Origin of the sequence: Streptomyces sp. NBC_01334, from assembly GCF_035983595.1 — a bacterium.
Classification (GTDB): domain Bacteria; phylum Actinomycetota; class Actinomycetes; order Streptomycetales; family Streptomycetaceae; genus Streptomyces; species Streptomyces coriariae.
Map to the genome: position 1 here is coordinate 8447689 of NZ_CP130718.1, position 25584 is coordinate 8473272.

A 25584-nucleotide genomic window follows, 5' to 3' on the forward strand; every position below is an offset into this window, starting at 1 on the left:
ACGGCGTGACGCCCTGCGCGGGACCGCCCGGGAGTTGACGCGGGTCAGTCCTCGGGGAGCAGCAGGCCGCGCCGGTACGCCGTCACCAGGTGCTGGGGCACGAGATGGCGGACGCCGTCGACGGTGACCGGTACGAGCTGCGGCGTGCTCGCCTTCCACTGGGCGCGGCGGTGCCGGGTGTTGCTGCGGGACATCTTCCGCTTGGGAACGGCCATGGAAACCTCCTCGGTGGGCTCGGGGTGAGCTGCGAGGAAGCTATATGAAAATGGATCCCATTAGCAATTGCCGACCGGCCGGGTCGGGCCGGCCCGGGGCGACCGGCCGGGGCCGGCTGTCTAGGGTGGACGGCGTGACCGACAGCAGCAAGCGACCCGTCGCCGTCTTCGACCTGGACAACACCCTCGCCGACACGGCCCACCGGCAGCGGTTCCTGGAGCGCAGTCCGCGCGACTGGGACGCGTTCTTCGCGGCCGCGCCGCAGGACCCGCCGATCCCGGAGGGCGTCGCGATGGTGCTGGCCCGCGCCGAGGAGTGCGAGGTCGTCTACCTCACCGGCCGGCCCGAGCGCTGCCGGCACGACACGCTGGAGTGGCTCGCCGCGCAGGGGCTGCCGGAGGGCCGCGTCCACATGCGGCGCAACGACGACCGCAGGCCCGCCCGGCGCACCAAGCTGGAGGTGCTGCGCCGACTGGCCCGCGACCGGGAGGTGCGCGTCCTGGTGGACGACGACGAACTGGTGTGCGCCGACGCCCGACGGGCCGGTTTCACCGTCGTCCTGGCGCGCTGGACGGCTCCTTCGGGCGCTCTGAAGCAGGCGCAGGAGGGTGAGGGGCGTACCTGAGGGGCGGCCGTGCGGACGGCGCGGCCGCGCGGGTGGGCGCGGCCCTTCGGGAGGGGTGCCGGGCCGTCAGGCCGACTCGTCCAGTCGGAAGCCGACCTTCAGGCCCACCTGCCAGTGCGCGATGTCGCCGTTCTCGATCTGGCCGCGCACCTGCGTCACCTCGAACCAGTCCAGGTTGCGCAGGGTCTGCGAGGCGCGGGTGATGCCGTTGCGGATGGCGTCGTCGACGCCGTCCGGCGAGGTGCCGACGATCTCCGTGACCCGGTAGGTGTGCTTCGACATCAGGGTGCTCCTCTCGACCGTGACGGCCTCGTCACGTGTGTCACGCGTCACTCCACCGTGCCCCAAGCTGCGGCGGAGCGCGAGGCGTCGGACCGGACGGGACCCTTCCGCCCGGTCCCTCTTGACCCCCCGTATTGGTCCATACCAAAATCCGGGACACCCGTACGAGCGCCGCGCTCGTCCCCCACGTCGGGCCTCTCGCCCTGTCCGCCGGGCAGAACAGGACCCCCGTGAGACGTCGCCTCCTCGCCCTCCTCTGCGTGTCCGCCTGCTTCCTGACCGCCTGTGGCGTGCTGCCGGGGACCGGGCCCGACCGCCGGACGGTCACGGTGTGGCTGATGAAGGACAGCGCGTCGCAGGAGTTCCTGGACCGGTTCACCGAGGACTTCGAACACGACCACCCGGATCTCGACCTCGACATCCGTATCCAGGAGTGGACCGGGATCGGCGGCAAGGTGGAGGCCGCGCTGGAGGCCGACGACGGGACCGGGCCGGACGTCATCGAGGTCGGCAACACCCAGGTCCCGCAGTACGTCGACGGCCGCGGACTGCTCGACCTGACCCTGGAGTCCGCCGCGAAATGGGGCCGGGACGACTGGCTGCCCGGCCTCGCGGAACCGGGGCAGCAGCGCTTCCACCAGTACGGCATCCCCTGGTACGCCGCGAACCGGGTCGTGATCTACCGCAAGGACCTCTTCGAGCAGGCCGGCATCACCGCTCCGCCCCGCACCCGCGCAGAGTGGCTGGCCGCCACCGAGAAGCTGAACGCGGACGGGAACCAGGGCATCTACCTGGCCGGGCAGGACTGGTACACGCTCGCCGGGTTCATCTGGGACGAGGGCGGCGACCTCGCCACCGAGGACGGCGGCCGCTGGGAGGGCGCCCTCGACACCCGGGCCGCCCTGCGCGGCATGGACTTCTACCGGCGGCTCCAGTCCCTCGGCGGCGGCCCCGTGGCGGCGGACGAGGAACACCCGCCCCAGGCAGGGGTGTTCGCCGCGGGCAAGGTGGCGCAGATCGTGGCCGTGCCCGGACTGGCCCGGGCGGTGGTGCAGCAGAATCCCGCCCTGGACGGCGAGTTGGGCTTCTTCCCGGTGCCCGGCAAGAGCGCGGGCAGGCCCGGCGCGGTCTTCACCGGCGGCTCCGACCTCGTCGTCCCGCGCAACACCGACGTCAGACAGGACGCCGTCGCGGTGGTCGCCGCGCTGACCGGCGCGGAGTGGGACACCGAGCTGGCCCGCACCATGAACTACGTGCCGAACAAGGCGAAGCTGGCGAAGTCCGTGGCCGGCGAGGAGGGGGTCGCGGCCATGGCGGCGGGGGCCGCGCAGGGTCGCGCGACCCCCAGCACACCCGAGTGGGCCGCCGTCGAGGCTGACAACCCGATCAAGGACTACATGACGAAGGTGCTCACCGGTGCCGACCCGGCGACCGAGGCCCGCCGCGCCGCCCGCAAGATCACGGAGGCGCTGACGGTGACCTTCTGACGGCCTGGGCCGCCCACCCGGTGCTCACCGGGCAGGGTTCGGAGGGTGCCCGGCGGGCGGTGTTCAGCGGGCGGTGCTCGGTGACAGCGCGAAGCGGCCCGCGCCGTCCGTCCACCAGTGACTCAACTGGCAAGATCCGGCACATCGGCCTGTCCGAGGCCGCGCCCGACACGCTCCGTCGCGCTCACGCCGTACACCCGATCACCGCGCTGCAGACCGAGTACTCCCTGTGGTCCCGTGACCCGGAGGCGGAGATCCTGCCGACCACGCGGGAGCTGGGTATCGGCTTCGTGCCCTGGTCGCCGCTCGGCCACGGGTTCCTGACCGGCGCGAACCGCTCGACCGACTGGTTCGACGAGGACGACTTCCGCAAGAACAACCCGCGGTTCGTCCCCGGCAACTTCGAGCAGAACCTCCGTGTCGCCGCCGAGGTCAGGGCCGTCGCCGACGAGGCCGGCGCCACCCCGGCCCAGGTGGCCCTGGCCTGGCTGCTGGCCCAGGGCGACGACATCGCCCCGATCCCCGGCACCAGGCGCGTGGCGCATCTGGAGGACAACACCGCCGCCGACGGTGTGGAACTGTCCGCCGCGCAGATCGAGAAGCTCGACAACCTCACTCCGGCCTCGGGCGAGCGCCTCGACGAGGCGGCCATGGGGCTGTCCAACCGCTGATTCGAGGCCCCGCCGTCCCGTACCGCCCCGCCTGGCGTGCACGGGAGCGGGGACGGGACGGCTCCGGGCGTCTCACCGGCCGGCCCGCTCGCCGCCGGGCCGTCCACGTCCGCACGGCGCTGCGGGATGCCGGCCGGCCGGGCACGGAGACGGTGCGTTGTGGACGTGCGACCGCGCCGACGTCGTGCCGGCGGTCGACCAGGTCGCACTGCACCCGTACTCCATCCAGCGGGACGTACGGGAGGCCGACGCCCGGCATGGCCTCGTCATCCTCCCGCGGCGGCCGCCAGGCCCGGCTGGAGGCGGCGGGCGGCGTCGAGGTGGTCGGCGGTCCAGATCATGCGGACGGCGGTGTCCGTGGCCTGCCCGTGCTCGTCGCTCAGTTCGCGGCGGAGGGATTCGACCAGCTCCGCTTCGGCCACGGGATTGCGCGGCAACGGATCCCCGACGGGGGTGTCCTGGCGCAGGGCGGCGGCCAGGTCCCGGTACCAGCCGGAGACGCGGCCCACGGCGCCCAGGAGGACGAGGCGGGCACCGGTCCGGTCCGCTGCGGGCCTCGGCGTGCCGGCGCGCTGCCACAGTCCCAGCACCGCGTCCGTCGCCAGGCGCAACCCCGCAATGCCAGTGACCAGAGGGGTCATCTCCGCCAGAGGTACCGGTTTTGGACCACGTTCGGCCAGGTAGCTGCGGAAGGCGTCGTCGAGCCTTCGCGCGGCTGCCGCGGCTTCGATGCGTTCCTGCAGAGCGGCATCGGCGGAGACGGGCTCGGCGCCGCAGCGGCCGACGGCGTACTCCACCGCGCCCGCCAGGTACCGGGCGCTCTCCCGGTACGCCTCGGCCAGCGCACGGTCGACCGCCGCCGTCGCGCCACGCGGCCAGAAGAAGAGCCCCACCAGCAGACTCACCGCACAGCCGATCGCGATGTGCTGGATTCGCAGGAGCACGATGAGGTTCCCAGGAGCACCCAGAACGAGTGCTGGACGCCCGTCACGTTCGCGAGGGCGATCGCGATCCCGAGACCCACCGCTCCGCGCATGCCGGCTACGACATGCAGGGTCTGGCCGACGGCGTGGTGGTGCCAGGCGGTGCGGGCGCCCTGCGCGAAGCGCACCATGTTCGCCCGGATCCGGGAGGGCTGTTGACCTGTGTGGATGACGTTGCGTATGGAGGCGGTGAAGTATCCGGACGATCCACGATTGCGTCTTCATTCCTTCCGGGAGAGGTCGGTGGCAGAGGCGACGGTGTCGAGTCTTCGTCCCGGTCACAGAGCCGGGGAGGGCCCGTCCGGGGCCGTCAGCAAAGCCAGATGGGCGAGGTCTCCGGGTGGAGGTGTGGTCACCGACCACAGCGGAGCGGGAGTTCCGTCGGCGACCGCGGCCGGGGCATCGGTGAGGTTCATCCGCTCGCGCAAACGGCCGTAGAAGTCCATCGGTCCCAGCCGGACCGCTCGAAGGCGGCGCGGAGCGGCGTACACGCCGATCCAGTCCCCCGGATCGAGCACGCCACGCAGCTGGCCGTCGACGCTCACCGCTGCCTGGCCCGACCGCTCCAGCAGGCGCAGCCCGATGGGCTCGTCGGGGGCTGTGACGACCGACCGGTCGAATGCCATGTGCGGGGCGACCGGGGTGAAGACGAGCGCTTCGGCGCGTGGTGAGACAACGGGTCCGCCGGCGGCGAAGCTGTAGGCCGTCGAGCCGGTCGGTGTGGCCACCAGCAGCGCGTCGGCGGAGTAGGACGCCAGGAGCCGGCCGGAGACGTAGACCCCGACCGACACCTGGCGGTCCCTGGAGAGCTTCTCCACCACGATGTCGTTGAGCGCGGTGACGCTCAGCGCGATGCCCCACTCCTCGTCGACCTCGCAGTCGGACCGGACCTGAGGAGGTGGCAGGAGCGGTCCACGACCGTACTCCATCAGGGCTTCCATCCCCGCCGGGACCTCCAGACGACGGGAGGCCCGAAGAGTGAGCAGCATGCGGCTGTCGATCCTGACGCGGTCCTCACGCACCGCGTCCAGCGCAGCATGTACCGCGGACACCGACGTCTCGGTGAGGAAACCGACCCGCCCCAGGTCGACACCCAGCACCAGGGCGTCGTTCTCGGCGGCCAGCCGCGCACCGCGCAGGAAGGTGCCGTCGCCACCCAGCGTCACGATGAGGTCCGGATCGCCCGCGGCGTCCACCTCCTCGCGGGCGGTGCGGCGCCCTCCGTCGTGCCACACGTCGATGTCCGTGCACCGTACGGCGTGCTTCCTGCACCACGCACGGACCACATCCGCCGCTTCCAGGGCCTCCGCGCGCCCGCCGTGCACGACGAGACCAAGCCGGTTCACTGTCACTTCTGCCTCCGGGTACTCGTGGTCACCACCTCGTGGCTGCGGTGCAGGGGTCTCCCGGCATCGGTGACGGTCCGCCCGGCCGGCGGCCCGTGTCGCGTGGTCGGTGTCGCACACAAGGCCGGGGACACGGCCGGAGACAGCTCGCCCGTCAGGCGCACTCCTGCACAGCGGCACCCCGTCGGCGAGGGTCCTCGCTCCCTGGACGAACGCCGCTCGCAGCCAGATCCAGCTCTCTCCTCTTCAGAACTGAGTTCAGCCTCCATCACATGCCCACTCCGCGCGCGCCGGCAGACCGGGCTGTTACGGCCCGCATCGCGCTGATGACCTCCATCGGGGTGACCACCCGCTCCAGTTCCTACGGCCATCTCCTCGAATGGAAACGCCGCGCCGAGCGCCTCGTCCGCGCGAGCGGCCTGCCCTACACCGTCGTGCGGCCCGGCTGGTTCGACATGAACGGTCCCGATGAGCACCGGCTCGTCCTCCTGCAAGGAGACACCCGGCGCTCCGGCAGCCCCGGCGACGGGCCCGGCGCCAGATCGCCGAGGTGCTCGTCGGATCCCTCACCTCCGTTCACGCGGTGCGCCGGACGTTCGAACTCGTCGCCGAAGCCGGCCCCGCCCCCGAGGACCTGGACCCGCTGTTCGCTGCTCTCGACGCGCACCGCCTCTACGTCAGGGGCGAGAAGGAACAGGCACGCGGCCGGATCCCGAAGGTCACCCTGACTCTCCATATCGCATACGACGCGAACTGTGGACAGTACGGCCCTCTGGCCTCCTTCATAGTGGACCTCGATCCCGACTGCTCTGCGGTCGTGATCAGGTTCACCTATGCATTGAAGGACAGCGCCCTGGACGTATTCCTCAGCGACCTGGTCGGCAGTGCGGACGCTGCGCCCCTTGAGCGGCTCGCCAGACGCATTCCGGCCCACTTCGGGCTGTCTGTGACGGCGGTAGACCCCACTGACGAAACGAACGTTCGCGCGGTCGACCTGGCGGACGTCAAGAAGCTCGTAAAGGTGGACTTCCTTGATGCACAGCGGGGACTGGACGACGAGGACCGGGAGGCCGCCCAGCCCATCGGAGCAATCTTCGAGAAGCTCTTCACGTCAGCGAAGGGCAGCAAGCGTGTTGAGTGGCTGGATGATCTCGCCGCGCGTATCGATGTGATGCTCACGAACACCTCCAGCGAGCTGGATATCAGTCTGCAGGAGATCCGCACCCAGGTAGCGCCGGCATTGACGGCCTTCGGATATCCGGGGCTGGGGAACCAGGAGTTCGTCACTGCTGCCCGCCTGGATTCCCGGCGGCTTCTCAGGAACTTCGCACGTATCCACTACCCGGGAGCGGCTGGCGTGCGGTTTCCGGAGTCGTACAGCGGCCTCGGAACGCGCAACCTGGTGATGATGCTCCTCAAGCTCTTCACCTACTATCGCGAACACACCGCTCAGTCCAATGAACTGGGGATTCATCTCGTCTTCCTGGAGGAGCCGGAGGCTCACCTGCATCCGCAGATGCAGGAGGTGTTCATCCAGCAACTCCTTCAATTTCCCTCGCTCTTCCCACGGCTCGATGCCCAGATGCGAGCGAACAGTCCCCAACCGGTCGGTATGACGGAGGCGGCCGGTTCCGGCAGCGAGAATGGATCGCCCTGGAACGCCCAGTTCGTGGTGACTACCCACTCGGCGCATGTAGCCAATCGGACGCGCTTCTCGAACATCAGGTACTTCCGCAAGGAGGAAGAGGCTGCTGAGCCCGGAGACGAGTCGAGGCCGGCCCGTACGGCCATCAAGGACCTTTCCCAGGTTTCGCGCGATGAGAAATTCCTGCTGAAGTACCTGACCCTCACCCGGGCCGACCTCTACTTCGCGGACAAGGCGATTCTCGTTGAGGGCGCCAGCGAGCGTGTCTTCGTCCCAGCCGCGGAGGAAAAGCTCGCAGCGCGAAAGCCAGACCCAGCCCTCTCACATCAGTATGTGACGCTGATGGAGGTAGGCGGCGCGTACGCCCACAAGTTCTACCCCCTGCTGAGAATCCTGGGTATCCCGACCCTGATCATCACCGATCTCGACCCCATCGACGCAAGCGGTCCCAAGACCCGCAAGTGCACTGTGTCCGAAGGAGGACACACGTCCAACCAGTCCATCCGGGCATGGTTCGACGAGACGGGCGAGACCAAGGTGGCCGAACTGCTCAGACGCGCCGAGGCAGATGCCCCAGTAGCCGCCAACCTTTGCCTCGCCTACCAGGTGCCCGAGCAGCCCGGAGATCCATGCGGCCGTACCTTCGAGGACGCCTTCGCACTGGCCAACCCGACTCTCTTCGGTCTCTCCCGGCGTAGAGCCACGACAACGAACGCGAGCCTGGAAAAGAGAGCCCGCGACAAGGTGGACGGCAGGGGAAGCAAGGTCGACTTCGCCCTCGAGCACGTGCTTGGCGAACACGATTGGAAGGTGCCGAAGTACATCAGGCGCGGTCTCGAATGGCTCATGGCACAGGACGGGACGGCGACGAAGACGGACGACGAGCTATGACGGCACGTCACGAAGAGCTGGCACAGGCGAAGCACGTCGTTACCGTGGCCGAGTCGGAAGCGCAGACTGTACGGGAGACGATCCTGACCGCATTGCGGGAGGCCAGCCATTTCAAGTTGGAGGCCGGCGCCGGTGCGGGCAAGACGAGCTCGCTGATCGAGGCACTTCAGAGCATCCTTGCCGACCGAGACCGGTAGCTCCCGCGACGGGACCAGCGCGTCGCCTGCGTCACCTATACCAATGTGGCCCGCGACGAAATCATCAGTCGCACCGACGGCAGCCCGTCCGTCTTCGCTGACACCATCCACGGCTTCCTATGGCAACTACTCTCTCCCTTCCCCAAGTACCTGTTGCGCTACGTCGTCGAACTCGACGCTATGCAGTCCAGATTGGAAGGGCGAACATCACTGGACGGCTACACGGTCGATTACAGCATCGGCTACCGGAAGGTGGACCACGACACACACCACGTGCAACTGGCGCACGACGACCTTCCTGCCCTGGCCTGCAAGTTCTTCACCCTCCCCAAGTTCCGGGCCTTGGCCGCCGACCAGTTCCCAATCGTGTTCGTCGACGAGTACCAGGACACCCCCGCCGGCCTGGTGGAGGCCATGTTGGGCACGCCCAGTGAGGAGACCCCCCTCAGCGGTCCCCTTTGCGGATTCTTCGGCGACCACTGGCAGCAGATCTACGACAAGGTGTGCGGAACCATCGACGACCCGCGCGTGAAACCGATCGACAGGCGGCGCAACCGCCGGCCGCAGCGCGCTGTGGTGGATCTCCTGAACGCGATGCGCCCTGAACTGGAGCAGACCACGAGCCCGGGAGCAGGTGAGGGGAGCATCGCCATCTACCACACCAACGACTGGGCCGGCACGAGGCTCACCCACCACCGGAAGGGACAGATAGGCTGGGATGCTGCGCATGCGGCCCGCAGCTGGGCCCTGGAAGACGCACGCCAACGCCTATGGAACACCAAGGTTTCCAATGGCTTGGACAGAGCGCGGGCGGCAGCACCCAGCACGAAGATCCTGATGCTCACGCACGAGACCATTGCTGGCGAACTGGGCTACCAGCGACTTCACCAAGCCTTCCGGCGCAACGAGTCCTATGTGAAGAAGGAGGACCACATCATGGCCTTCTTCCTGGACGTCCTGGAACCCGCACTGCTTCATCACCGGAACAATCGCTATGGCGCGATGTTCGACGTGCTCGGCCACCGCTCGCTTCTCACCTCACCCGCCGACAAGGGGAATGGGTGGGCGACTCCCGGATCATCTCTCTGCAGTTTGATGGAGACTCCGTGATAAGCGGCCAGCGCGAATTGAACGACGCTGTCTCGCCAGTGCGCGGGTAGGCCGTCGGCCTGGAGCAACGAAGCAGTGCTGCCCAGTACCTCCGCCCTGCCTGGCGGCGGACAGCAGGGCGTGGGTGTGGCCAGGCTGGCTCGGTTGCGCTGCGCTCCGAAATCCTCGATATGCTGAACCGTTACTTCGGGGGCCTACGGAGTGCGAAGTGGTCAGCAAGGCCGTCCCCCGGTCGCTGACGCCTTTTCGCGATGCTCCGCGACAGCACCTTCACCCCAGCCGTTGGCCGCAGTCACCTGAGCAGGGCTCCGCGAGGAGAACGACTCAATCAGCCTCGACGACGAAGCCGAGCACCGGAGACCCCAGTCCCCCTCCCGGTCCATCAACACCGGCTTGCCCACCCGTTTCCCTTGACCGAAGACATACGGGCACCCCCCTGTTGTTGCCGAGCTGGTGAGTCAGTTGCTCGTGGCGGGCGCGGTGAGTGAGGTGAGGGCGGCGTCGAGGCGCCGAGTGGCCTCTTCGGCGACCGGGCGCAGCGCGTCGAGTTCCGTGAGCGCGATCATCGTGTTCGGGTCGAGGACCTGTACGGCGGTGTGGCCGCCGTCGCGGCGGACGACGACGTTGCACGGCAGCAGCAGGCCGATCGAGCGGTCGGTGTCCAGGGCGCGGTGGGCCAGAGACGGGTTGCAAGCACCGAGGATGACGTAGTCCTCCATGTCGTGGTCGAGCTTGGCCTTGAGGGTGGCGGTGACGTCGATCTCGGTGAGGATGCCGAACCCCTGCTCCGCGAGGGCGTCGCGGGTGCGGGCGACCGCGGTGGCGAAATCGGTGTCGAGCTGCACGGTCCGGTCGTAGCGCATGGCGTCGGCCTTTCTCGTCGTCGCGAGGGCCGGACCGGTGTCCGGCCGAGTAAAGGATCTCCCGTCCTGTGGCCGGCCGCCCCGTAGGACGGAACCCAGCTTCTCAGAGTGCCACCCCTTGCTCGCTCAGGGCTGAGCGCCGTCGCGGCCGTGGTCGGCGGCGTATGCGGCGAACACTTCCGTCGGCGGGCCGCCCGTGTGGAGGAAACGTTGGTCGAGGATGCCGGCGAGGTCTTTCAACGCGCCTGCGAGCAGGGCACCCGCCAGTCGCACCTCAGGTCGTACCGCCGCCTGCCCGCGCTGGGCGAGTACGGCGGCGTAGCCGACCATGGCCGCCAGCGACGAGTGGTCCTCCCCGTCGTGGAAGTAGTACGCCTCGGCGTACTGGGTGAAGTCGATGCGGACGCGTGAGACGTCGGTGGCCAGGCTGTCCAGCAGCAGTGCTCCTGCGGTGCAGTCGATCTGCCGTGTTGTGGGCTCGGCGTCGCGCAGCAGAGCCAGTCGGACGGCCAGGACCCTCCTGCGGGTCAGCGCCGGATAGATCTCCAGCACCCAGGAGACGGTGGCCGTCAGGAGGGCGAAACCGATGAGGGCTTCGAGCGGTGAGACCAGACGGAGCCAGCCCTCGTCGGGTGCGATGTCACCCAGCCCCAGGGTGGCCACCGTGACGAGCGACAGATACACGGAGTCGAGTAGCGCCGGTTCCTGCGCCGCCTGGGAACCGGGGGCGAAGGTGAACGCCCCGGGCATGTGGGGCCAGTAGACGATCGCCCAGCCGAGGATGACGGTGACGGCCCACATGCTCACGACCGTGACCATGGCCAGCGGCCCGACGAGCCCGACCACGCGGCCGGGCGCACGGAAACGCCGGGCGAGGCGCCACAGTGCCGTCATCACGAGGCGGCTCAGACCACCGTGGCGCGTGGGGTGCCAGAGGGTGTGGAAAAGGTCCCGCAGGGTCACCATGACGAGTCCGACACCGACCAGCGAGACCAACCACTTCATCCGCGTCTCCCACGGCGCTCTGGCATGAAACGGAAACCCGCTGCGGAGCCCGGGCCAAGCCTAGGCCGTGTGCGGCGCGTGACGGTGCGGATGCGCCGACGCCACGCTCATTCGCTCGGATCATCCGCCGACAGAACGAGCGTGCAGGTCTCCCCAGGTGCCACGGTCACGGCCCGGTCCGCCAGCACCACGCGGATCGCTGACTCCTCCGAGTCGGGCACGCCGATCTCCAGCCGCCCGCTCAGGCGCCGTATGCGCACCCCCCAGTGGCCGCGATAGCGCAGCGAGAATCCGTACTCGGAGAGTGCGGGAAGAGGCACGGGGTCCAGCCACAGCGCGTCCTCGCGCGTCTCCAGTCCGGTCAGGCCGCGCTGGACCAGGTCGAGGGTTCCGGCCATGGCCCCGAGATGAATGCCTTCGCCAGTTGTGCCGCCCTGTATGTCAGCGATGTCTGCCTCCAGGGCCTCCTGGACGTACTGCCATGCCTCGGCTCGTCTGGCCTTGGCGAGGACCAGGCCGTGGACGAGGCCGCTGAGTGTGGAGCCGTGGCTGGTGCGCCGGAGGTAATAGTCGACGGTCCCGCGCCAGACCTCGTCGTCCAGGTCGTAGCCGAGACGCCTGAACAGCTGCCGCAGCTCGCCGGGTGAGAACAGGTAGCCGAGCATGAGGACGTCGGCCTGCTTGGACGCCTTATAGCGGTTGACCGTGTCGCCCTCGGCCTCCAGGATCCGGTCCAGCCGCCGGATGCCGTCGTAGCGCGTTCGGTAGGCGTCCCAGTCCAGCTCGGCCAGATCGTCGTAGCCCTCGAACTGGCTGATCACGCCACGGTGGAACGGCACCCACAACCGTCGGGAGATCTCCTCCCACTTCGGAAGTTCGTCGTCGTCCAGCCGGATGCGATCGCGCAGCTCCTCCCGGCGCCAGACGGGAAGGCGCCACAGTAGATCCAGGGCGCGGCCGAGCACCCAGGCGGCGGTGACGTTGGTGTACGCGTTGTCCTCCAGCCCCGGCAGGTCGGCGCCCGGGTAGGCGTCGTGGTACTCGTCGGGGCCGACGACTCCGCGGATGTGGTAGCGCTCCGTCGCGGGGTCGAAGACCGCGAGGTCCGCCCAGAAGCGGGCTATCTGCAGCAGCATGTCCGCACCTCTGGTGTGCAGGAACTCGGTGTCACCGGTGGCCTCGCAGTACTGCCACACGTTGTACGCGATCGCCGAGCCCACGTGGTGCTGGAGATGGGAGTGGTCCGGCAGCCAGCGACCCGAGCGGGGGTTGAGATGCCACTCCTGGGTCTCCTCGCGGCCGTCGCTGCCGCTCTGCCAGGGGTACATCGCCCCAGCCCGGCCGATCGCGGCGGCGGCCCGGCAGGCCCGTGGGAGGCGTCGGTACCGGTAGTTCAGCAGGGCCCGGGAGACCTCCGGGAAGTGCAGGTTGAGGTAGGGCAGGACGAACAGCTCGTCCCAGAACACGTGGCCGCGGTACGCCTCGCCGTGCAGCCCCCGGGCCGGGACGCCCACGTCCAGATCCGTAGTGTGCGGGGACAGTGTCTGCAGGAGGTGGAAGAGGTGGAAGCGCAGGACTCGCCCGGACTGACCGGGCACCTGGATCTCCGCGCGCCGCCACAACCGCTCCCAGGCCGCGACGTGGGAGTTCAGCAGGGCCGCGAAGTCCGCGGCCGAGGACACACGGTCGACCGCCGCGCTGAGAGGATCGCTGATCGCCGTGTCGCGTGAGGTGTGGACCGCCACGGTCTTCTCCACGGCGACGGGACGGCCGGGAGCGAGCGGGACCACCAGGCGGTGGACGGCACGGTGGCGGCCTGGGCGGAGCTCCGACGAGGCCGGTGGCAGGTCGGTGACGACCGTCCGGGCGGCCATGGCGACACCGATGTCGGAGGCGCTGGTCCGGCATGTCAGCCAGACCGTGCTGGGTTCCCGCGCCCCGGTCCGCACCTGGGTCAGCTGGTGGTGGTTGAGGGCACGGTAACGGTGCACATTGCCGTTGTGTACCTCACCGTCGAGGCAGGACTCGATTTCGACATCTCCCGACCAGCCCTCGGCGGTGAAGACCGTCCGCAGCGCGGCCAGATGAGGATCTTCCATGTGCACCAGGCGGGTCTGCTCGACAGCGACCACGCCTGCCTTCTCGTCCCGGTGGCGGAAGGCGCGGGTGAGCGTGGCGTGGCGCAGATCCAGGGTGTGCCGGTGGTCCAGGAGGGTGCGCGGATGAGGGGAGAACCAGGGGCCCCACGCACCCTCGGCGCGGCGCAGGCGGAACCGCAGGGGCAGCCAGTTCGGCAGGTTGACCAGGTCCTCGTTCACCACCTGTCGTCCCGCAACCGTCGACTCCGGGCGGTTGTAGCATCCGGCCGCGTAGGTTCCCGGGTAGTGCACCAGGCCTGCCCGGCACTCGGGCACCGCACCTCGTGTGGCGAAGTAGCCGTTGCCGAGCGTGCAGAGCGACTCCCGCAGCTGTTCGGCAGCGGGGTCGTACCCCTTCCACTCCCACGTCCACTCCGCCATCCGTGGCCCTCCTCAGTTCGGAAGTCGGGGGAGCCGAGCCCGCACGGCGACCTCAGACCAGGTGAGGGACGACGGCGACCGGGCAGGCGGAGTGGTGCAGCAGCGCGTGGGCGACGCTGCCGAGTTGCAGACCGAAGTGCCCGTGCCGGCGCTGAGCGCCGACGACGATCAGGTCGGCATCGGCCGATGCCTCCAGCAGGACACGGTGGGCGGGGCCCTCGACCGCGCGCCGGCTGACCTCAACCTCGGGGTGCTCCCGTACGACCTCGCGCAGCGCGTCGTCGAGGTGAGCCGAGACTTGCTCCTCGGGCGTCCCCGCGGCGTCCATCGCGAGCCGGGGGTCCCCCGGGACGGACTCCGCGGGAGGGGAGCCCGGCGCGTGGTCCGGACTGCGCCAGGCCCGTACGGCGGTCAGGGCGCAGCCCCGCGCCTCGGCCTCGCGGGCGGCGAACCGTACGGCACCCGTGCCGCCGGTCACATCGCCTACTCCCACCACGACCCGGCCGAGGAACCCCCGGAGGTTGCGCTCCTCGCCTCGGACGACGACGACCGGGCACATGGCATGAGCCGCCACCGTGAGGCTGACCGACCCCAGCAGCAGCCCGGCGACCTCGCCGCGCCCACGTGCGCCCGTGACCAGGGCGAACGCCTCGGACCCGGCCCGCAGCAGCGTGGAGACCGCGTCGGCGGCCACTACGTCGGCGGACACCTTCACCTCGGGGTCGCGAAGCCGGGCGCGTTCCGCGCAGGAGGCGACGATGTCCTGCGCCATGACCTCTCCGGCGGGGCGATCGGTGCTGAAGGAGGGCCTGACTCTTTCGTAACGCTCCCAGAGGGAGGCATGGACGAGCCGCAGCGACAGTCCGTGGCGTGCGGCTTCGTCCGCCGCCCAGTCGACCGCCAGCAGGCTGGATTCCGATCCGTCGACGCCCACGACCAGCGGGAGTTCCATCGGGGCCACCGCCTTCCGTCCCGTTGCTGACAGACCCCCTGTGAATACCGTCGCACCCCCCGCGCGCCGCCGCGACATACGGGCGGGCGCTCGGATCGGGTGGCCGTTGGCGGGTTGCGGTGCGCCGGGCCGCGACAACGCTGGAGACGTACGGCCCGACCAACCACCCGACGCGCTCCTCAAGGACCTGGACATGTGATGTGTCTTGACCACGAGCGTTGTCAACAGTGGGCGGCAAAGACGTGATCAAGGTTGGCGGCACGTTATGGGCAAGGGAAAGCCAGCCGGAGTCGCGTGGTCGCCCACCGTCTCATCCCGTAGACGCCGCTTCATCGCACGATCTCTCCTCGGGAGGTTCAACCTGCAGGAGGGCGCCTGACGCGTGATCAGGCATGTGGCGCGCCACCGTCCGCCGCCAGGCGCGTGAGCCACTCACGCAGCAGGCGCTGCTCGGCGTCGCTCAGGACATCGGCACCGTCGGGGAGGGCGGCGCGCAGCGCGCGGGCCGCCGCGGGGGGACCGGACTCCGAGGCGGGGACCACCGGCTCGGCGCGAGTAACAGCCGCGACCATGGACTCGCGCAGGACGGTCAACAGCGCCGGATTGCGGCGGTCCGCAGGGGTGGAGTGCCAGGTGGTGACCGCGCCCTGGCCGGTTGCCTGGATGATCTGGGCGGCCAGCTCCTCGTCGACCCGCAACCACCCCCCGGCCGCCAGCCGACGCACCCGCCCATGGAGGATCTCCAAGCCCGCGCGGTGTGCTGCGTCCGGTCCCCGGCCGACGGCCCGGTTCATCACCGCGAACAGCTCGGGGCTGGAGACCCCGAACTCGACCACCATGTCCCAGCCCCGGCGAAGCTCCTCCACCGGGTCCTGTGGAGCGGGGTCGAGCTGCGCGCGCTTTCTCTCCAGGAACTGCGCGTAGCCGTGCTCGACGACGGCCTCAAGAAGCCCCTCCTTATCGCCGAAGAGGCGGTAGATCGCCGGCGGCTGCATTCCGGCCGCGGCCGCCACCGCGCGGGTGCTCACCGCGTCAGGGCCGCCGTTCTCCAGCAGCTCGACGGCGGCCTCGACGATGCGGCGCCGAGGGCTGCCGGTTGAGTCGCGCGTAGCCATGAACCGATGATACCGAGAATCTGGTTCCATCGGAAATTTCCAGTGTTACCGTTACGGTGATTCCATCGGAAACAGCGGACGGAGAACTCAATGATCATCGTCACCGGAGCCACCGGAAAGCTCGGCCGCCGCACCGTCGAGCGCCTCCTGGAGCGCGTCCCCGCCGACCGCGTCGGCATCAGCGTCCGCGACCCCCGCAAGGCCCAGGACCTCGCCGACCGCGGCGTCCGCGTCCGTCAGGGCAGCTTCGACGACCCCACCTCGCTCGCACACTCCTTCGAGGGCGCCGAGCAACTGCTCCTCGTCTCCCTCGACCGCATAGGCCAGGAATGCGTCAGCGGCCACCGCGCCGCCATCGACGCCGCCGTGCAGGCCGGCGTCGGCCGCATCCTCTACACCAGCCAGATGGGCGCCGCCCACGACGCCCGCTTCCAGGCATGCCGCGACCACGCCCAGACCGAGGACCTGCTGCACGCCACCGGCCTGCCCTGGACCGCGCTGCGCAACGGCTTCTACGCCTCCAGCGCCCTGCAGTTCCTGGAGCCCGCCCGCCACACCGGCGACATCGCCCTCCCTGCCGACGGCCCCGTCGCCTGGACCGCCCACGACGACCTCGCCGAGGCCACTGCGGTGATCCTCGCCGAGGAGGCCCGCTTCGAGGGGCCCACCCCGCCGCTCACAGGCCCGGCGGCGCTCGACTTCGACACCATCGCCGAGATCGCGTCCGAGGCCACCAAACGGCCCTTCACCCGCACCGTCGTCCCCGACGACGTCTTCCGAGAGCAGGTCCTGGCGCACGGCGCCCCGGTCCCGATCGCCGACCTGATGCTGAGCATCTTCGCCGCGTCGCGGAATGGCGAGTTCACCGCTGTCGACTCGACGCTGGCCGAGCTGATCGGGCGAAAGCCCGCCACCTTCCGTACCCAGCTGGAGCGTGCCTGGGCCGAATAGATCCAGTGGGGCGCGCAGACAGCCCGGCCTGACTCGCCGCCCACAAAGCCTCGTCCGCTGTCGCCCGAGGACGTCGATCACCAGATCGGCGGCCTCGGGCACAAGCCCAGACTCCACACCATCCCAGAGGTTTCCCATGCCCCATCCCCATGCCCGGCTGAGCATCCACGGCAGACGGCTCCTGGTCGATGGGGTCCGCGCTGGCAGCCCCATCGCCCACGTCGCCGAAGAAATGGGCGTCTCCCGCACCACAGCCCACAAATGGGTACGGCGCTGGCGAGCCGAAGGCGATCCGGGGTTGTATGACCGCGCGCTGGATGGACCGGCGTCGTCAGGGGTCGACTGGACCCACCGGTCAGATCGTCCGACGCTACGAACGATCACGTCCCGGCGAACTGGTCCACGTCGACATCAAGAAGCTCGGCAACATTCCCGACGGCGGCGGACATCGGATCATGCCCCGCCAGCAGGCCGCCGGCAATCGGCAGGCCACAACCGACGCGCGTAGGGGCGGCAGTCCCGTGATCGGCTACAGGTTCGTCCACACAGCCGGCGACGATCACTCCCGGCTCGCGTGCAGCGAGGTTCTGACCGACGAACGCAAAGAGACCGCGGCCTCTTTCCAGCAGCGTGCGAATACCTTCTTCGCCGAGCATGGCATCACCGTCGAGCGCGTCCTTACCGACAACGGCTCCTGCTACAGATCCCGCTGTTCGGCCAGACTCTCAGCGCCGCCGACATCGTCCATAAGGGCACGCGCCCCTATCGCCCGCAGACGAACGGCAAGGTGGAGCGCCTAAATCGCACCCTGCTCGACGAATGGGCATACGTGCGCCCGTACGCCAGCAACGCCGAACGCACCGAAGCCCTGGCGGACTTCCTCCACACCTACAACTACCACCGGTGCCACACCGCACTCGACGGCCAACCACCCATCAGCCGCGTCAACAACCCTGCGGGTCAATACAGCTAGCCGAGGAGAGGGCGGTGAGCGCCCAGGAGCACATGACCACTCCCTGGGTCACGGTCCGCCCCCACGTCCGGGTGTGAACCCCGGACGTGGACAGTCCAGGGTCACGCTTCGATGTCGAGTACCTTCCGACACAGGGCGGCGCGGCGTGCCGGGACCGTTGGGGCCGCAGCCCAGGCGCAGCAGGACCTGTGTGTAGCCCGTCCCGGCCATCGGGTCGCGCACTGGCCAGCGCGGGTCCGTCCATTCGAGAGACTGGGTCACGAAGGAGCTGGCGAGGACGTCGTGGGTGGCCAGCAGCAGGAGCGTTCCATCGCCTGGCCGGCGCGGAGCCAGTCCTCCGGGCGGTCGTGATCCGTGCTGATGAGCGCCAGCTGAGGGTTCTGCTCGAAGTCCGCCGTGTCACGTCCCGCCACCTGTCGGGGGCCCGCGAAGTCACGCATGGGCGCCTTGCCGCCGCGCTTGCGCGGCCCGAAGGCGTAGTGCGGGACTCCGTCGTCGGCGGTGCTCACCGACGGGGCGTCGATACGCGTCCACCGGGCCAGGTCCTGCTCGCTGCGGCGGTCGGTGATGTTGCGGGCCTCGGCTTCCTGAACCAGTTCCAGCACTTCCCACAGATGCCATGAGTCGGGAAACGTCAGTGCCGCTCCTTCGACGCGAGCACTCGCGGCGAGCGCCGCCCGCACGGCCTCGGGGATCTGTCTCACCTCGAACGGGTATCGGCTGCTGTGCCGTTGGCGGATCGCCGGATACAGCGCGCCGAGGCCGCTCACATCCTTCGTACGGCCGGCCAACCGTACGCTCGCGAGGAGTGCCCGGTCGGTGAGGTCGGGCAGTAACCGGGTTTCCGGGTGCCAGCCCGCGTGGGCGATGGCGGCCCTCAGGTTCAACAGGGAAAGCACGGCTCTGCCAGAGATAGCAGCAGTCGGGACGGAAGCGCTCTTCACTGGCCCGGCCCGCGACTGCCTGGTCATCCATCGGCTGGAGTGATGCGGCGGCCCGTGAGGTGCGCGGGCCGGATCGACACCCACATCTCGCGTTCACCGCCCGGCCATGGCGTGGTGTGGGCGTGTTCGGTGAGCCTGCGCACGGAGTCAGGCTCCGTCACGACGCTCGCGGGGCCGACGGCGAGGACACTCCAGCCCTGACTCAGGGCCTCGTCCATGTGATCGACCTCGAAGGCGACCTCGGTTCCGACGGCTGCCGCGGGCGTGGAGTCCGGCGCGGTCCGGAAGACGATCGCGTCATCGACGACCTCGTAGTTGACCGGCACGACCGCCGGGCGGCCGTCGGACGCCGACACCGCGATGCGCCCCACGCCGTGGGTGGAGAGCAACGTGCGGCATTCCTCCGGGCCGAGGTCCCGCAGTTCAGGATGCAGCAGTGCCTGTCCTTGGCCGGGTGGCAGATCCATTCCTCCGCCGCGCAGCGTGGTGACCGTGGTGCCCAGTGCGTCGGCCAGCCTGATGAGGGTCGCCACACTCGGGTCGGCAGGCCGCTCCTCCAGGTACTCCAGGTAACCGGGGGACATCCGGGCGCGGCGGGCCGTCTCCTCGCGGCTGAGCCGCTGTCGGTGGCGTTCGACGGCCACGCGTCGGCCGATGTCACCGGGGCCGGGGGCCCCGGCCGGCATGGCCTCCGCCTCGGCCGTGTCGGGGCCGGAGGGGGTGCCGGTGCTCTCGGGCCGGCCGTGCTCGAGATGGCGGATGTGTGCGTCGGGCCCGGGGAACACGAGCGTCACTTCGTCCGTGTCCGACCAGCGCACGTCGTAAGGAGGCGTTCCGTCCTCGTGATGGAGTCCGACGATCTCGCCGTCGCGCTTGGCGGCGCCGGTCGTCGTGCGTTCGATGACGAGTTGGTCGCCGAGGTGAGCTCGCATGACGTCCGCCCTCTCTGCAGAACGGTGCTGTATCCAACGTGCCACGCGCGACGGGCAGCCGCACGGGACCGATCAGCCTGGGAGGCTGCGCCGACTGGCTACAGTTCCCGCAGGGCTGCCGGAAGCCCACCTCTGCTGTGCCGTGCGCGGGAGGTGTCATGGCTGGTCCCTCGACTTCTGATTTGGGGCTCGCCGTCGGTCACGTGGGCCACCCGGCGACCTCCCCGCCGTGTGGCTGCGGTGCGCCCATGCCCTTGATGTCGCGCTCTGCGGTCTTCAGTAGTTGCCTGGCCAGGTCGTTCATGGCCCGGCCCGTTGCCAGTTCGTCACCGATCTCCGGCACGTTCGAGTCCGCCGGATGGCAGTGCGCGGTCCCGTGACCGGTGAGTTCTGTGGTGCCGGTGTCCAGGGTCAGATGTGCCTTCGTCGTTCCCGCGTCGTCCTCGAACAGATGAAGACGAACCGTCCATTCCAACGTATGTGGCATCGCTTTCCTCCTCACCTCGGTACGGACCGATGCGATCCGGACGGGGTTCGTTCTGGGGCTTCAGGCCGTGCGGAGGCGGCCGGCATCTGGTCCTCGATGCGTTGCCGGACGCGGGCCGTGAGTACGCTCAGTCGCTCGGAGGTCGTCGCCCGAGGTGCGACGGGCGCTCGGATCCGGCGGGCGGCCGAGGGCAGCTCACCCATGTCCGCGGCGAGTCTCTCCCGGCACTCGTCGAGCGTGGGCTTCCTGCCGGTGCGCCGCCCGTTCCGCATCACCGTCTCCAGCAGCGGAACGCTGTCGTCGGGGGGCTGCTCGTCGGCGAGAGCGATCTCGTCGGCGCAGCCGGGGCGGCGGAAGACCTGTTTGCGGCCGGGTGCCGTCACCTTCGCCGATGAGAGCTTCATCACCGGGTGGCCGTCGGACTCGACCAGCTTGTACGCGGAGTCCAGGTACGGTGCGTCGGCCGACACACCGACACGGGTGCCCACGGCGTACGTGTCGATCGGTGCCCCGGAGCGCACGAGGTCGTCCACGGCGTACTCGTCGAGACCACCACTGGCGACGATCCGCACGTCCGGCAGCCCCGCGTCGTCAAGGATCGACCGGGCCCGTACCGCCAGTTCCCCGAGGTCGCCGCTGTCCAGCCGCACGGCGGAGCCGGGCCCGCGGTCCAGGTCCCGCAGGACGCGTGCCGCGACACGGACGCCTTCCTCCGTGTCGTAGGTGTCCACCAGCAGGGTCACCGGGCCGGGATGGCACCGGGCGAAGGCGCGGAACGCCTCCTCCTCCGAGGCGAACGCCTCCACGAAGGAGTGAGCCATGGTGCCGACGGCGGGTATGCCCTCCGCGGTGGCCGCCGCCACGTTGCTGGTCCCGGCGAAGCCGACGATCGCCCCCAGCCGAGCGGCCTGGAACCCCGCCTGCGGACCGTGGGTGCGCCGCAGGGAGAAGTCGACGACCGGGTGACCAGCGGCCGCGAGCACGCAGCGTGCGGCCTTCGAAGCGATCGCCGTCTGATGGCTGAGTCGGTTGAGCACATACGACTCGACCCACTGTGCCTGCGGAAGTGGTGCGGTCACCTCCAGCAGCGGCTCACCCGCGAACACGATCCGCCCCTCCGGGACCGCCCGCACCTGGCCGGTGAACGTCAGGCCGAGCAGCGGCTCCAGGTCCCCTGGCGGCCGGTGGAGCGCGGAAGCGCAGGCGTCGACGTCCTCGGGGCCGACATGAAAGCCGGCCAGGTAGTCGAGTGCTGATTCGAGCCCCGCCGCCACCAGGAAGCCGCGTTCAGGGGGCAGGTTGCGGACGAAGAGGCTGAACGTCGCCGGGCCGGTCATCCCCTCCCGCAGGTAGGACATGGCCATCGTGACTTCGTACAGATCGGTGGTCGTTGCATCCGACATCGGTGTCACCTCCTGGGCTTCCGTCCGGGCTCCTGCTCGTCACCGGCGGAAGCGCGCGGACCACTGCGGTTCCACCAGGTCCCACTCGGCGTCCCACCGCGCATACCTTCTCCGGTCCAGGACCAGGCGCATCCCCGCCCAGGCCGCGTAGGACCCGGCGGCCACGCCGAACGCCGCCATACCGCCCACGATCCAGCCACTGGTCGTCGCATTGAGCGTGCTCACCGGCGGACTGGTGACGATTCCGTCCCGGGTCACCCACACACGCACGGTGGCGCCCTTGGGAGTTCCCGGCTTCACGAGGGCCGTTCCCGTTCGCACGACACCGCTGGTGTCGGTCCAGCTCACCTGCGCCGGTCGCTTCGCCCAGTCGTCTTCGCTCCTGACGCCCACTGTCAGTCGGGCGGTGACCTGGTGCCGTTCCGCCGCCTGGACCCGTACGGTGCGCATCGACGCCTCGTACGCCGTCAGTCCCGTGCTGACCGCGGCTGCCGGCAGCCCGACGACGAGTACGACCATCAGGACGCGGCGGAGCCAGCGCTCGAGCCTGTCGGACGTACGGCTCAGGGAGCCCTGGGCCGCGTGATCGCCGCGCTTGGGCGGCGGACCGGATGCGTACGGCGAACCTTGTGCGCTCATGAGTCGGCCTCCAGCAACTCGCCGGCCGTCCCCCACCTGCTCCCACCGTCGAACGGCAGCGGGCTCGGGGCACAGGGCCGAAAGTCCCTGTCCAACCGATTTCCGGCCTGGTCCGCTTCCGCAGACCGCGGTCACGTCGGTCATATCTGGGGAACGACCGCGACGGGACACGGCGCGTGATGCAGTAGTGCGTGATTGATCAGTCCCAGCTGCGGGCCCGCGTGCCCGTGGCGCCTGCGGGCGCCGACGACCAGCAGGTCCGCTTCCGACGCCGCGTCCAGCGCGGCGGCCACGGTGGTGAGCCTGGTGCCGGAGGACGACGGCACGGCGGAGACCGCGCTGCGTGGGGCGCTGGCGCTGCGCTACAACACCGTCAGGCCGTTCCTGTCGCTGCTGGGTGAGTCGAAGGCGCTGGACGCGGCGCCCGCCGGCAGACGGATCCTCACCGGGGTGCAGCGGCTCCCGGCTCTCTCCCGGCGGAAGGTGGGCGAGAAGCCGCTGCTGCCGCGCGAGGTCGACGACAAGCTGGTGCCGGCGCACTGGCGCAAGGCCGTGTACGCGAACGCGGAGCTGCCGCAGGGGGCGGTGGACCGTGATGCGTACGTGGTGTGTGTGCTGGAGCAGCTGTTCGGCGCGCTGAGGCGCCGCGACATCTTCGCCTCGCCCTCGCGCCGCTGGTCCGACCCGCGAGCCCGGCTGCTTCAGGGCAAGGGGTGGGAGGCGGTGCGTGAGGACGTCCTGGCGGGCCTGAGCCTGGACGAGGACGCCGAACAGCACCTTCGGGAACTCGTCGCCGTGCTGGACGCGACGTGGAAGCAGATGGCCGAGCGCCTTCAGGAGGCGGGCGCCGACGCGAAGATCAGCATCGAGGTGCAGCCCAACGGCCGGGCGAAGCTGAACGTGGAGAAGCTCCATGCGCTGGGTGAGCCGAAGTCGCTGAAGTGGCTGCGCGAGCGTGTCGAGAAGATGCTTCCGAAGATCGACCTGCCGGACCTGTTGTTCGAGGTCTACTCATGGACCGGGTTCCTGGACGCTTTCGTGCATCTGGGCGACGGCAGAACCCGGATGAAGGACCTGACCACCTCGGTCGTCGCCCTGCTGGTGAGCGAGGCGTGCAACATCGGGATGACTCCGGTCATCAACCCCAACCACGAGGCTCTGACCCGCTCCCGGCTGGTCCACGTCGACCAGTACTATCTGCGCGCCGACACCATCGCCGCGGCGAACGCGGCCCTGATCGCCGCCCAGGCCCAGGTGCCCATCGTCGAGCACTGGGGAAAGGGGCTGCTGGCCTCCGTCGACGGCCTGCGGTTCGTCGTCCCCGTCCGCACCATCAACGCCGCCCCCTCACCCAAGTACTTCGCGAAGAAGACCGGCATCACATGGTTGAACGCCATCAACGACCAGGTCATCGGCATCGGGCAGATGGTGGTGCCCGGCACCCCGCGTGACTCCCTGTTCATCCTGGACGCCTTGTTGAACCTGGACGGCGGAGTGAAGCCGGAGATGGTCGCCACCGACAACGCCTCCTACTCCGACATGGTCTTCGGCATCTTCAAGCTGCTCGGCTACCGCTTCTCCCCGCGCTTCAAGGACCTTCAAGACCAGCGGTTCTGGAAGGCCCAGATGCCCGGCGCCGAGACGGCCGGCGAGTACGGGCCGCTGGAGGCGATCGCGCGGAACAAGGTGAACGTGAAGAAGGTGATCACGCACTGGCCGGACATGCTGCGGGTCGCCGGCTCCCTGGTCACCAACCAGGTCCGCGCCTACGACCTGCTGAGGATGTTCGGCAGAGAGGGGCATCCCGCCCCGCTGGGGCAGGCGTTCGCCGAGTACGGGCGCATCGCCAAAACCCTGCACCTGCTCGCCGTCGTCGACCCGGTCGACGACACCTACCGCCGCCAGATGCACAAACAGCTCACCGTCCAGGAATCCCGCCACAAGCTCGCCCGCGACATCTGCCACGGCAAGAAGGGCACCATCCACCAGGCGTACCGGGACGGGATGGAGGACCAGCTCGGGGCGCTGGGGCTCGTGCTGAACGCCGTGGTCCTGTGGACGACGCGCTACATCGACGCCGCCGTCGCCCAGCTCCGCGCGGAGGGCCACGAGATCCGCGACGAGGACGTCGCCCGGCTCTCCCCGCTCAAGCACAAGAATCTGAACGTCCTGGGCCGGTACAACTTCACCGCCTCCCAGCCGGTGAAGGGGCTGCGGCCCCTGCGCGACCCGGATGCCATCGACCTCGACGATGACGACGACGGCCAGGAGGAGTGAGCGCCGCATCCGCCGTCCGGGGCGGGTCGTTGTACTTCGAGAAGACCACCGCCGACCGGCGGGGCAGTGAGAAGGGGGCGCCGGTATGACCGTGACCGACTCGCACGACGAGATTAGGGAGCACCTGCGGGAGGCCAACGAGCGGTTCGCCGCCGACCGCAGGGACGCGCCGATGGCCGTCCGCTTCGACCCCATCGAGGCCCCCTGAACACAGCCCACCAGTCACCTCACTGACCTGGGATCAGCCTTCATTTTCGGACCAGAGTCAAGCTCAGCGTCCAGCTTCAAAGCCTCCATGGCGCAGCGGCACCGCCGTCCGCGGCTCCAAACTCACCCTCCCGGCCAGAACAGCTCAGGCGTGCCAGTCGTGGTCCATCCGCAGGAAGTACGGGAAGAGGGTGCGCTCCTCGAAGTCGAGATGGGCCTGGAGGTGGTCGGCAAGCGCGACGATCTGTTCCAGCACCACGCGGACGGAGCGCTCGTCCTTGGGGTTCAGCTGCCGCGCGTCGGCGCGGATGCTCACGATCATCTGTTTGACCTCCTCATGCTCGCGCCGGAGCCGCCCGATCTGACCGCTGAGCTCGGGGAACCGGTGCTGCATGACCGGCAGCATCCGAGCGTCCTCGATCGTGTGGTGGGCGTCCAGGTGGGCGCAGAAATGCTGGCAGCCCACCTTGAGCTGCCAGGTGAGGTCCGCGACAGTCAGACCGCCGAGCAGCTCCTCGATGTCCTCTGCGCGTGTGGTCGCCGCATCGAGCACCTCAAGCCCCTTGCGCAGGGCGGCGACGTCGCTGCGCAGCGGCGCATGCGCCATCAGCAGCTGCTGCACCATCTGGCGGCCGGCGACAGTTCCCGCCTGCGGCTGTGTCATCGTCGATGCTCCTTTGCGACTGCCTCGCGCACGGCGGGCGCGACCTTCTCGATGATGGGGCGCAGCGCGGACTCGTCGACCGGGCCGCTGAAGATGTAGCCGTTCATGCCGTGCTCGACCGGCCAGCTCGTCAGCAGGTCGACCCGCTGCGTAGTCGAACGGTCACCGACCAGGTTGTAGACCCGGTTGGTCCGGCTCGG

At 69.5% G+C, this 25584-nt stretch carries 22 protein-coding genes and 6 pseudogenes; 11 read left to right on the forward strand and 17 right to left on the reverse strand.

Annotated elements, in window-relative coordinates:
• Positions 1–44 precede the first annotated feature (44 nt).
• Positions 45–215, reverse strand: coding sequence for a 50S ribosomal protein L32 (gene rpmF, locus OG736_RS37640; RefSeq protein ID WP_327186407.1), 171 nt, complete (start codon positions 213–215; stop codon positions 45–47).
• A 134-nt stretch (positions 216–349) separates the two neighbouring features.
• Here rpmF and OG736_RS37645 point away from each other — a divergent pair, with 134 nt between their 5' ends.
• Positions 350–841 (forward strand): phosphatase domain-containing protein, encoded by a 492-nt coding sequence (locus OG736_RS37645; RefSeq protein WP_327186408.1) that lies wholly within the window; start codon positions 350–352, stop codon positions 839–841.
• Positions 842–907: 66 nt separating this feature from the next.
• On the opposite strand, the gene OG736_RS37650 is transcribed toward OG736_RS37645, so the two are convergent.
• Entirely contained in the window at positions 908–1123 is a 216-nt protein-coding gene (locus OG736_RS37650) for a dodecin (RefSeq protein ID WP_020127554.1), read from the reverse strand.
• A gap of 230 nt (positions 1124–1353) precedes the next feature.
• Between OG736_RS37650 and OG736_RS37655 the strand changes: the two genes are divergently transcribed.
• Together OG736_RS37655 and OG736_RS37660 are read left to right on the forward strand one after the other, a co-directional pair.
• The gene (locus OG736_RS37655; protein WP_327186409.1) at positions 1354–2610 is read left to right on the forward strand and encodes an extracellular solute-binding protein; all 1257 of its coding nucleotides are present in this window, start codon (positions 1354–1356) and stop codon (positions 2608–2610) included.
• Between the two features lie 128 nt (positions 2611–2738).
• Positions 2739–3281: pseudogene (locus OG736_RS37660) on the forward strand (aldo/keto reductase); the annotation flags it as partial.
• 266 nt (positions 3282–3547) lie between these two features.
• Here OG736_RS37660 and OG736_RS37665 read toward each other — a convergent pair.
• From OG736_RS37665 to OG736_RS37675, 3 genes and pseudogenes are all read right to left on the reverse strand, one after another.
• The gene (locus OG736_RS37665; protein WP_327186410.1) at positions 3548–4225 is read right to left on the reverse strand and encodes a hypothetical protein; all 678 of its coding nucleotides are present in this window, start codon (positions 4223–4225) and stop codon (positions 3548–3550) included.
• Between the two features lie 89 nt (positions 4226–4314).
• A pseudogene (locus OG736_RS37670) lies at positions 4315–4437 on the reverse strand (cupin domain-containing protein); the annotation flags it as partial.
• 105 nt (positions 4438–4542) lie between these two features.
• Positions 4543–5616 (reverse strand): NAD(+)/NADH kinase, encoded by a 1074-nt coding sequence (locus OG736_RS37675; protein ID WP_327186411.1) that lies wholly within the window; start codon positions 5614–5616, stop codon positions 4543–4545.
• A gap of 320 nt (positions 5617–5936) precedes the next feature.
• On the opposite strand from OG736_RS37675, the pseudogene OG736_RS37680 reads away from it, so the two are divergent.
• From OG736_RS37680 to OG736_RS37695, 4 genes and pseudogenes are all read left to right on the forward strand, one after another.
• A pseudogene (locus OG736_RS37680) lies at positions 5937–6056 on the forward strand (NAD(P)H-binding protein); the annotation flags it as partial.
• 104 nt (positions 6057–6160) lie between these two features.
• Positions 6161–8146 carry an AAA family ATPase gene (locus OG736_RS37685; protein ID WP_327186412.1) on the forward strand — a complete coding sequence of 662 codons (1986 nt, stop codon included), beginning with the start codon at positions 6161–6163 and terminating at the stop codon, positions 8144–8146.
• Entirely contained in the window at positions 8143–8343 is a 201-nt protein-coding gene (locus OG736_RS37690; protein ID WP_327186413.1) for a hypothetical protein, read from the forward strand. The genes OG736_RS37685 and OG736_RS37690 overlap by 4 nt, the downstream gene beginning before the upstream one ends.
• 45 nt (positions 8344–8388) lie before the next feature.
• The gene (locus tag OG736_RS37695; protein WP_327186414.1) at positions 8389–9453 is read left to right on the forward strand and encodes a DEAD/DEAH box helicase family protein; all 1065 of its coding nucleotides are present in this window, start codon (positions 8389–8391) and stop codon (positions 9451–9453) included.
• A 458-nt stretch (positions 9454–9911) separates the two neighbouring features.
• Here the strand turns inward: OG736_RS37695 and OG736_RS37700 are convergent, their stop codons facing one another.
• The 5 genes from OG736_RS37700 to OG736_RS37720 form a co-directional block, all read right to left on the reverse strand.
• Positions 9912–10316 carry a DUF302 domain-containing protein gene (locus tag OG736_RS37700; protein ID WP_327186415.1) on the reverse strand — a complete coding sequence of 135 codons (405 nt, stop codon included), beginning with the start codon at positions 10314–10316 and terminating at the stop codon, positions 9912–9914.
• Between the two features lie 126 nt (positions 10317–10442).
• Positions 10443–11321, reverse strand: a complete 879-nt coding sequence (locus tag OG736_RS37705) for a potassium channel family protein (RefSeq protein ID WP_327186416.1) — start codon at positions 11319–11321, stop codon at positions 10443–10445.
• Between the two features lie 107 nt (positions 11322–11428).
• Entirely contained in the window at positions 11429–13840 is a 2412-nt protein-coding gene (locus OG736_RS37710) for a glycoside hydrolase family 65 protein (RefSeq protein WP_327186417.1), read from the reverse strand.
• Between the two features lie 52 nt (positions 13841–13892).
• Complete coding sequence (locus OG736_RS37715) at positions 13893–14792, reverse strand: universal stress protein (protein WP_327186418.1); 900 nt, start codon at positions 14790–14792, stop codon at positions 13893–13895.
• A gap of 386 nt (positions 14793–15178) precedes the next feature.
• Positions 15179–15907: a TetR/AcrR family transcriptional regulator gene (locus tag OG736_RS37720; RefSeq protein ID WP_327186419.1), complete on the reverse strand. Its 729-nt coding sequence runs from the start codon at positions 15905–15907 to the stop codon at positions 15179–15181.
• A 90-nt stretch (positions 15908–15997) separates the two neighbouring features.
• Between OG736_RS37720 and OG736_RS37725 the strand changes: the two genes are divergently transcribed.
• Both OG736_RS37725 and OG736_RS37730 read left to right on the forward strand, forming a co-directional pair.
• Positions 15998–16858 (forward strand): SDR family oxidoreductase, encoded by an 861-nt coding sequence (locus tag OG736_RS37725; protein WP_327186420.1) that lies wholly within the window; start codon positions 15998–16000, stop codon positions 16856–16858.
• A gap of 136 nt (positions 16859–16994) precedes the next feature.
• Positions 16995–17831, forward strand: a pseudogene (locus tag OG736_RS37730) (IS481 family transposase).
• Positions 17832–18088: 257 nt separating this feature from the next.
• Here the strand turns inward: OG736_RS37730 and OG736_RS37735 are convergent.
• The 6 genes and pseudogenes from OG736_RS37735 to OG736_RS37760 form a co-directional block, all read right to left on the reverse strand.
• Positions 18089–18730 (reverse strand): nitroreductase family protein, encoded by a 642-nt coding sequence (locus OG736_RS37735; protein ID WP_327186421.1) that lies wholly within the window; start codon positions 18728–18730, stop codon positions 18089–18091.
• A 68-nt stretch (positions 18731–18798) separates the two neighbouring features.
• Positions 18799–19707 (reverse strand): pyridoxamine 5'-phosphate oxidase family protein, encoded by a 909-nt coding sequence (locus tag OG736_RS37740; protein ID WP_327186422.1) that lies wholly within the window; start codon positions 19705–19707, stop codon positions 18799–18801.
• A gap of 199 nt (positions 19708–19906) precedes the next feature.
• Positions 19907–20194: a DUF1876 domain-containing protein gene (locus OG736_RS37745; protein ID WP_171395365.1), complete on the reverse strand. Its 288-nt coding sequence runs from the start codon at positions 20192–20194 to the stop codon at positions 19907–19909.
• Positions 20195–20205: 11 nt separating this feature from the next.
• The gene (locus OG736_RS37750) at positions 20206–21606 is read right to left on the reverse strand and encodes a nicotinate phosphoribosyltransferase (protein WP_327186423.1); all 1401 of its coding nucleotides are present in this window, start codon (positions 21604–21606) and stop codon (positions 20206–20208) included.
• Positions 21607–21636: 30 nt separating this feature from the next.
• Complete coding sequence (locus OG736_RS37755) at positions 21637–22236, reverse strand: Rv1733c family protein (RefSeq protein WP_327186424.1); 600 nt, start codon at positions 22234–22236, stop codon at positions 21637–21639.
• Positions 22237–22376: 140 nt separating this feature from the next.
• A pseudogene (locus OG736_RS37760) lies at positions 22377–22523 on the reverse strand (universal stress protein); the annotation flags it as partial.
• Positions 22524–22572: 49 nt separating this feature from the next.
• Between OG736_RS37760 and OG736_RS37765 the strand changes: the two are divergent.
• A pseudogene (locus OG736_RS37765) lies at positions 22573–24513 on the forward strand (Tn3 family transposase); the annotation flags it as partial.
• 85 nt (positions 24514–24598) lie between these two features.
• Positions 24599–24721, forward strand: a complete 123-nt coding sequence (locus tag OG736_RS37770) for a hypothetical protein (protein ID WP_327186426.1) — start codon at positions 24599–24601, stop codon at positions 24719–24721.
• 144 nt (positions 24722–24865) lie between these two features.
• Here the strand turns inward: OG736_RS37770 and OG736_RS37775 are convergent, their stop codons facing one another.
• Positions 24866–25384 carry a hemerythrin domain-containing protein gene (locus tag OG736_RS37775; protein ID WP_327186427.1) on the reverse strand — a complete coding sequence of 173 codons (519 nt, stop codon included), beginning with the start codon at positions 25382–25384 and terminating at the stop codon, positions 24866–24868.
• Between the last annotated feature and the right edge of the window lie 200 nt (positions 25385–25584).

Coding starts and splice junctions, on each gene's coding strand:
- OG736_RS37705 (WP_327186416.1), bottom strand. CDS start 11,321: ATGAAGTGGTTGGTCTCGCTGGTCGGTGTCGGACTCGTCATGGTGACC.
- OG736_RS37775 (WP_327186427.1), bottom strand. CDS start 25,384: ATGACACAGCCGCAGGCGGGAACTGTCGCCGGCCGCCAGATGGTGCAG.
- OG736_RS37745 (WP_171395365.1), bottom strand. CDS start 20,194: ATGCCACATACGTTGGAATGGACGGTTCGTCTTCATCTGTTCGAGGAC.
- OG736_RS37725 (WP_327186420.1), top strand. CDS start 15,998: ATGATCATCGTCACCGGAGCCACCGGAAAGCTCGGCCGCCGCACCGTC.
- OG736_RS37755 (WP_327186424.1), bottom strand. CDS start 22,236: ATGAGCGCACAAGGTTCGCCGTACGCATCCGGTCCGCCGCCCAAGCGC.
- OG736_RS37710 (WP_327186417.1), bottom strand. CDS start 13,840: ATGGCGGAGTGGACGTGGGAGTGGAAGGGGTACGACCCCGCTGCCGAA.
- OG736_RS37650 (WP_020127554.1), bottom strand. CDS start 1,123: ATGTCGAAGCACACCTACCGGGTCACGGAGATCGTCGGCACCTCGCCG.
- OG736_RS37690 (WP_327186413.1), top strand. CDS start 8,143: ATGACGGCACGTCACGAAGAGCTGGCACAGGCGAAGCACGTCGTTACC.
- OG736_RS37740 (WP_327186422.1), bottom strand. CDS start 19,707: ATGCGAGCTCACCTCGGCGACCAACTCGTCATCGAACGCACGACGACC.
- OG736_RS37720 (WP_327186419.1), bottom strand. CDS start 15,907: ATGGCTACGCGCGACTCAACCGGCAGCCCTCGGCGCCGCATCGTCGAG.
- OG736_RS37700 (WP_327186415.1), bottom strand. CDS start 10,316: ATGCGCTACGACCGGACCGTGCAGCTCGACACCGATTTCGCCACCGCG.
- OG736_RS37715 (WP_327186418.1), bottom strand. CDS start 14,792: ATGGAACTCCCGCTGGTCGTGGGCGTCGACGGATCGGAATCCAGCCTG.
- rpmF (WP_327186407.1), bottom strand. CDS start 215: ATGGCCGTTCCCAAGCGGAAGATGTCCCGCAGCAACACCCGGCACCGC.
- OG736_RS37770 (WP_327186426.1), top strand. CDS start 24,599: ATGACCGTGACCGACTCGCACGACGAGATTAGGGAGCACCTGCGGGAG.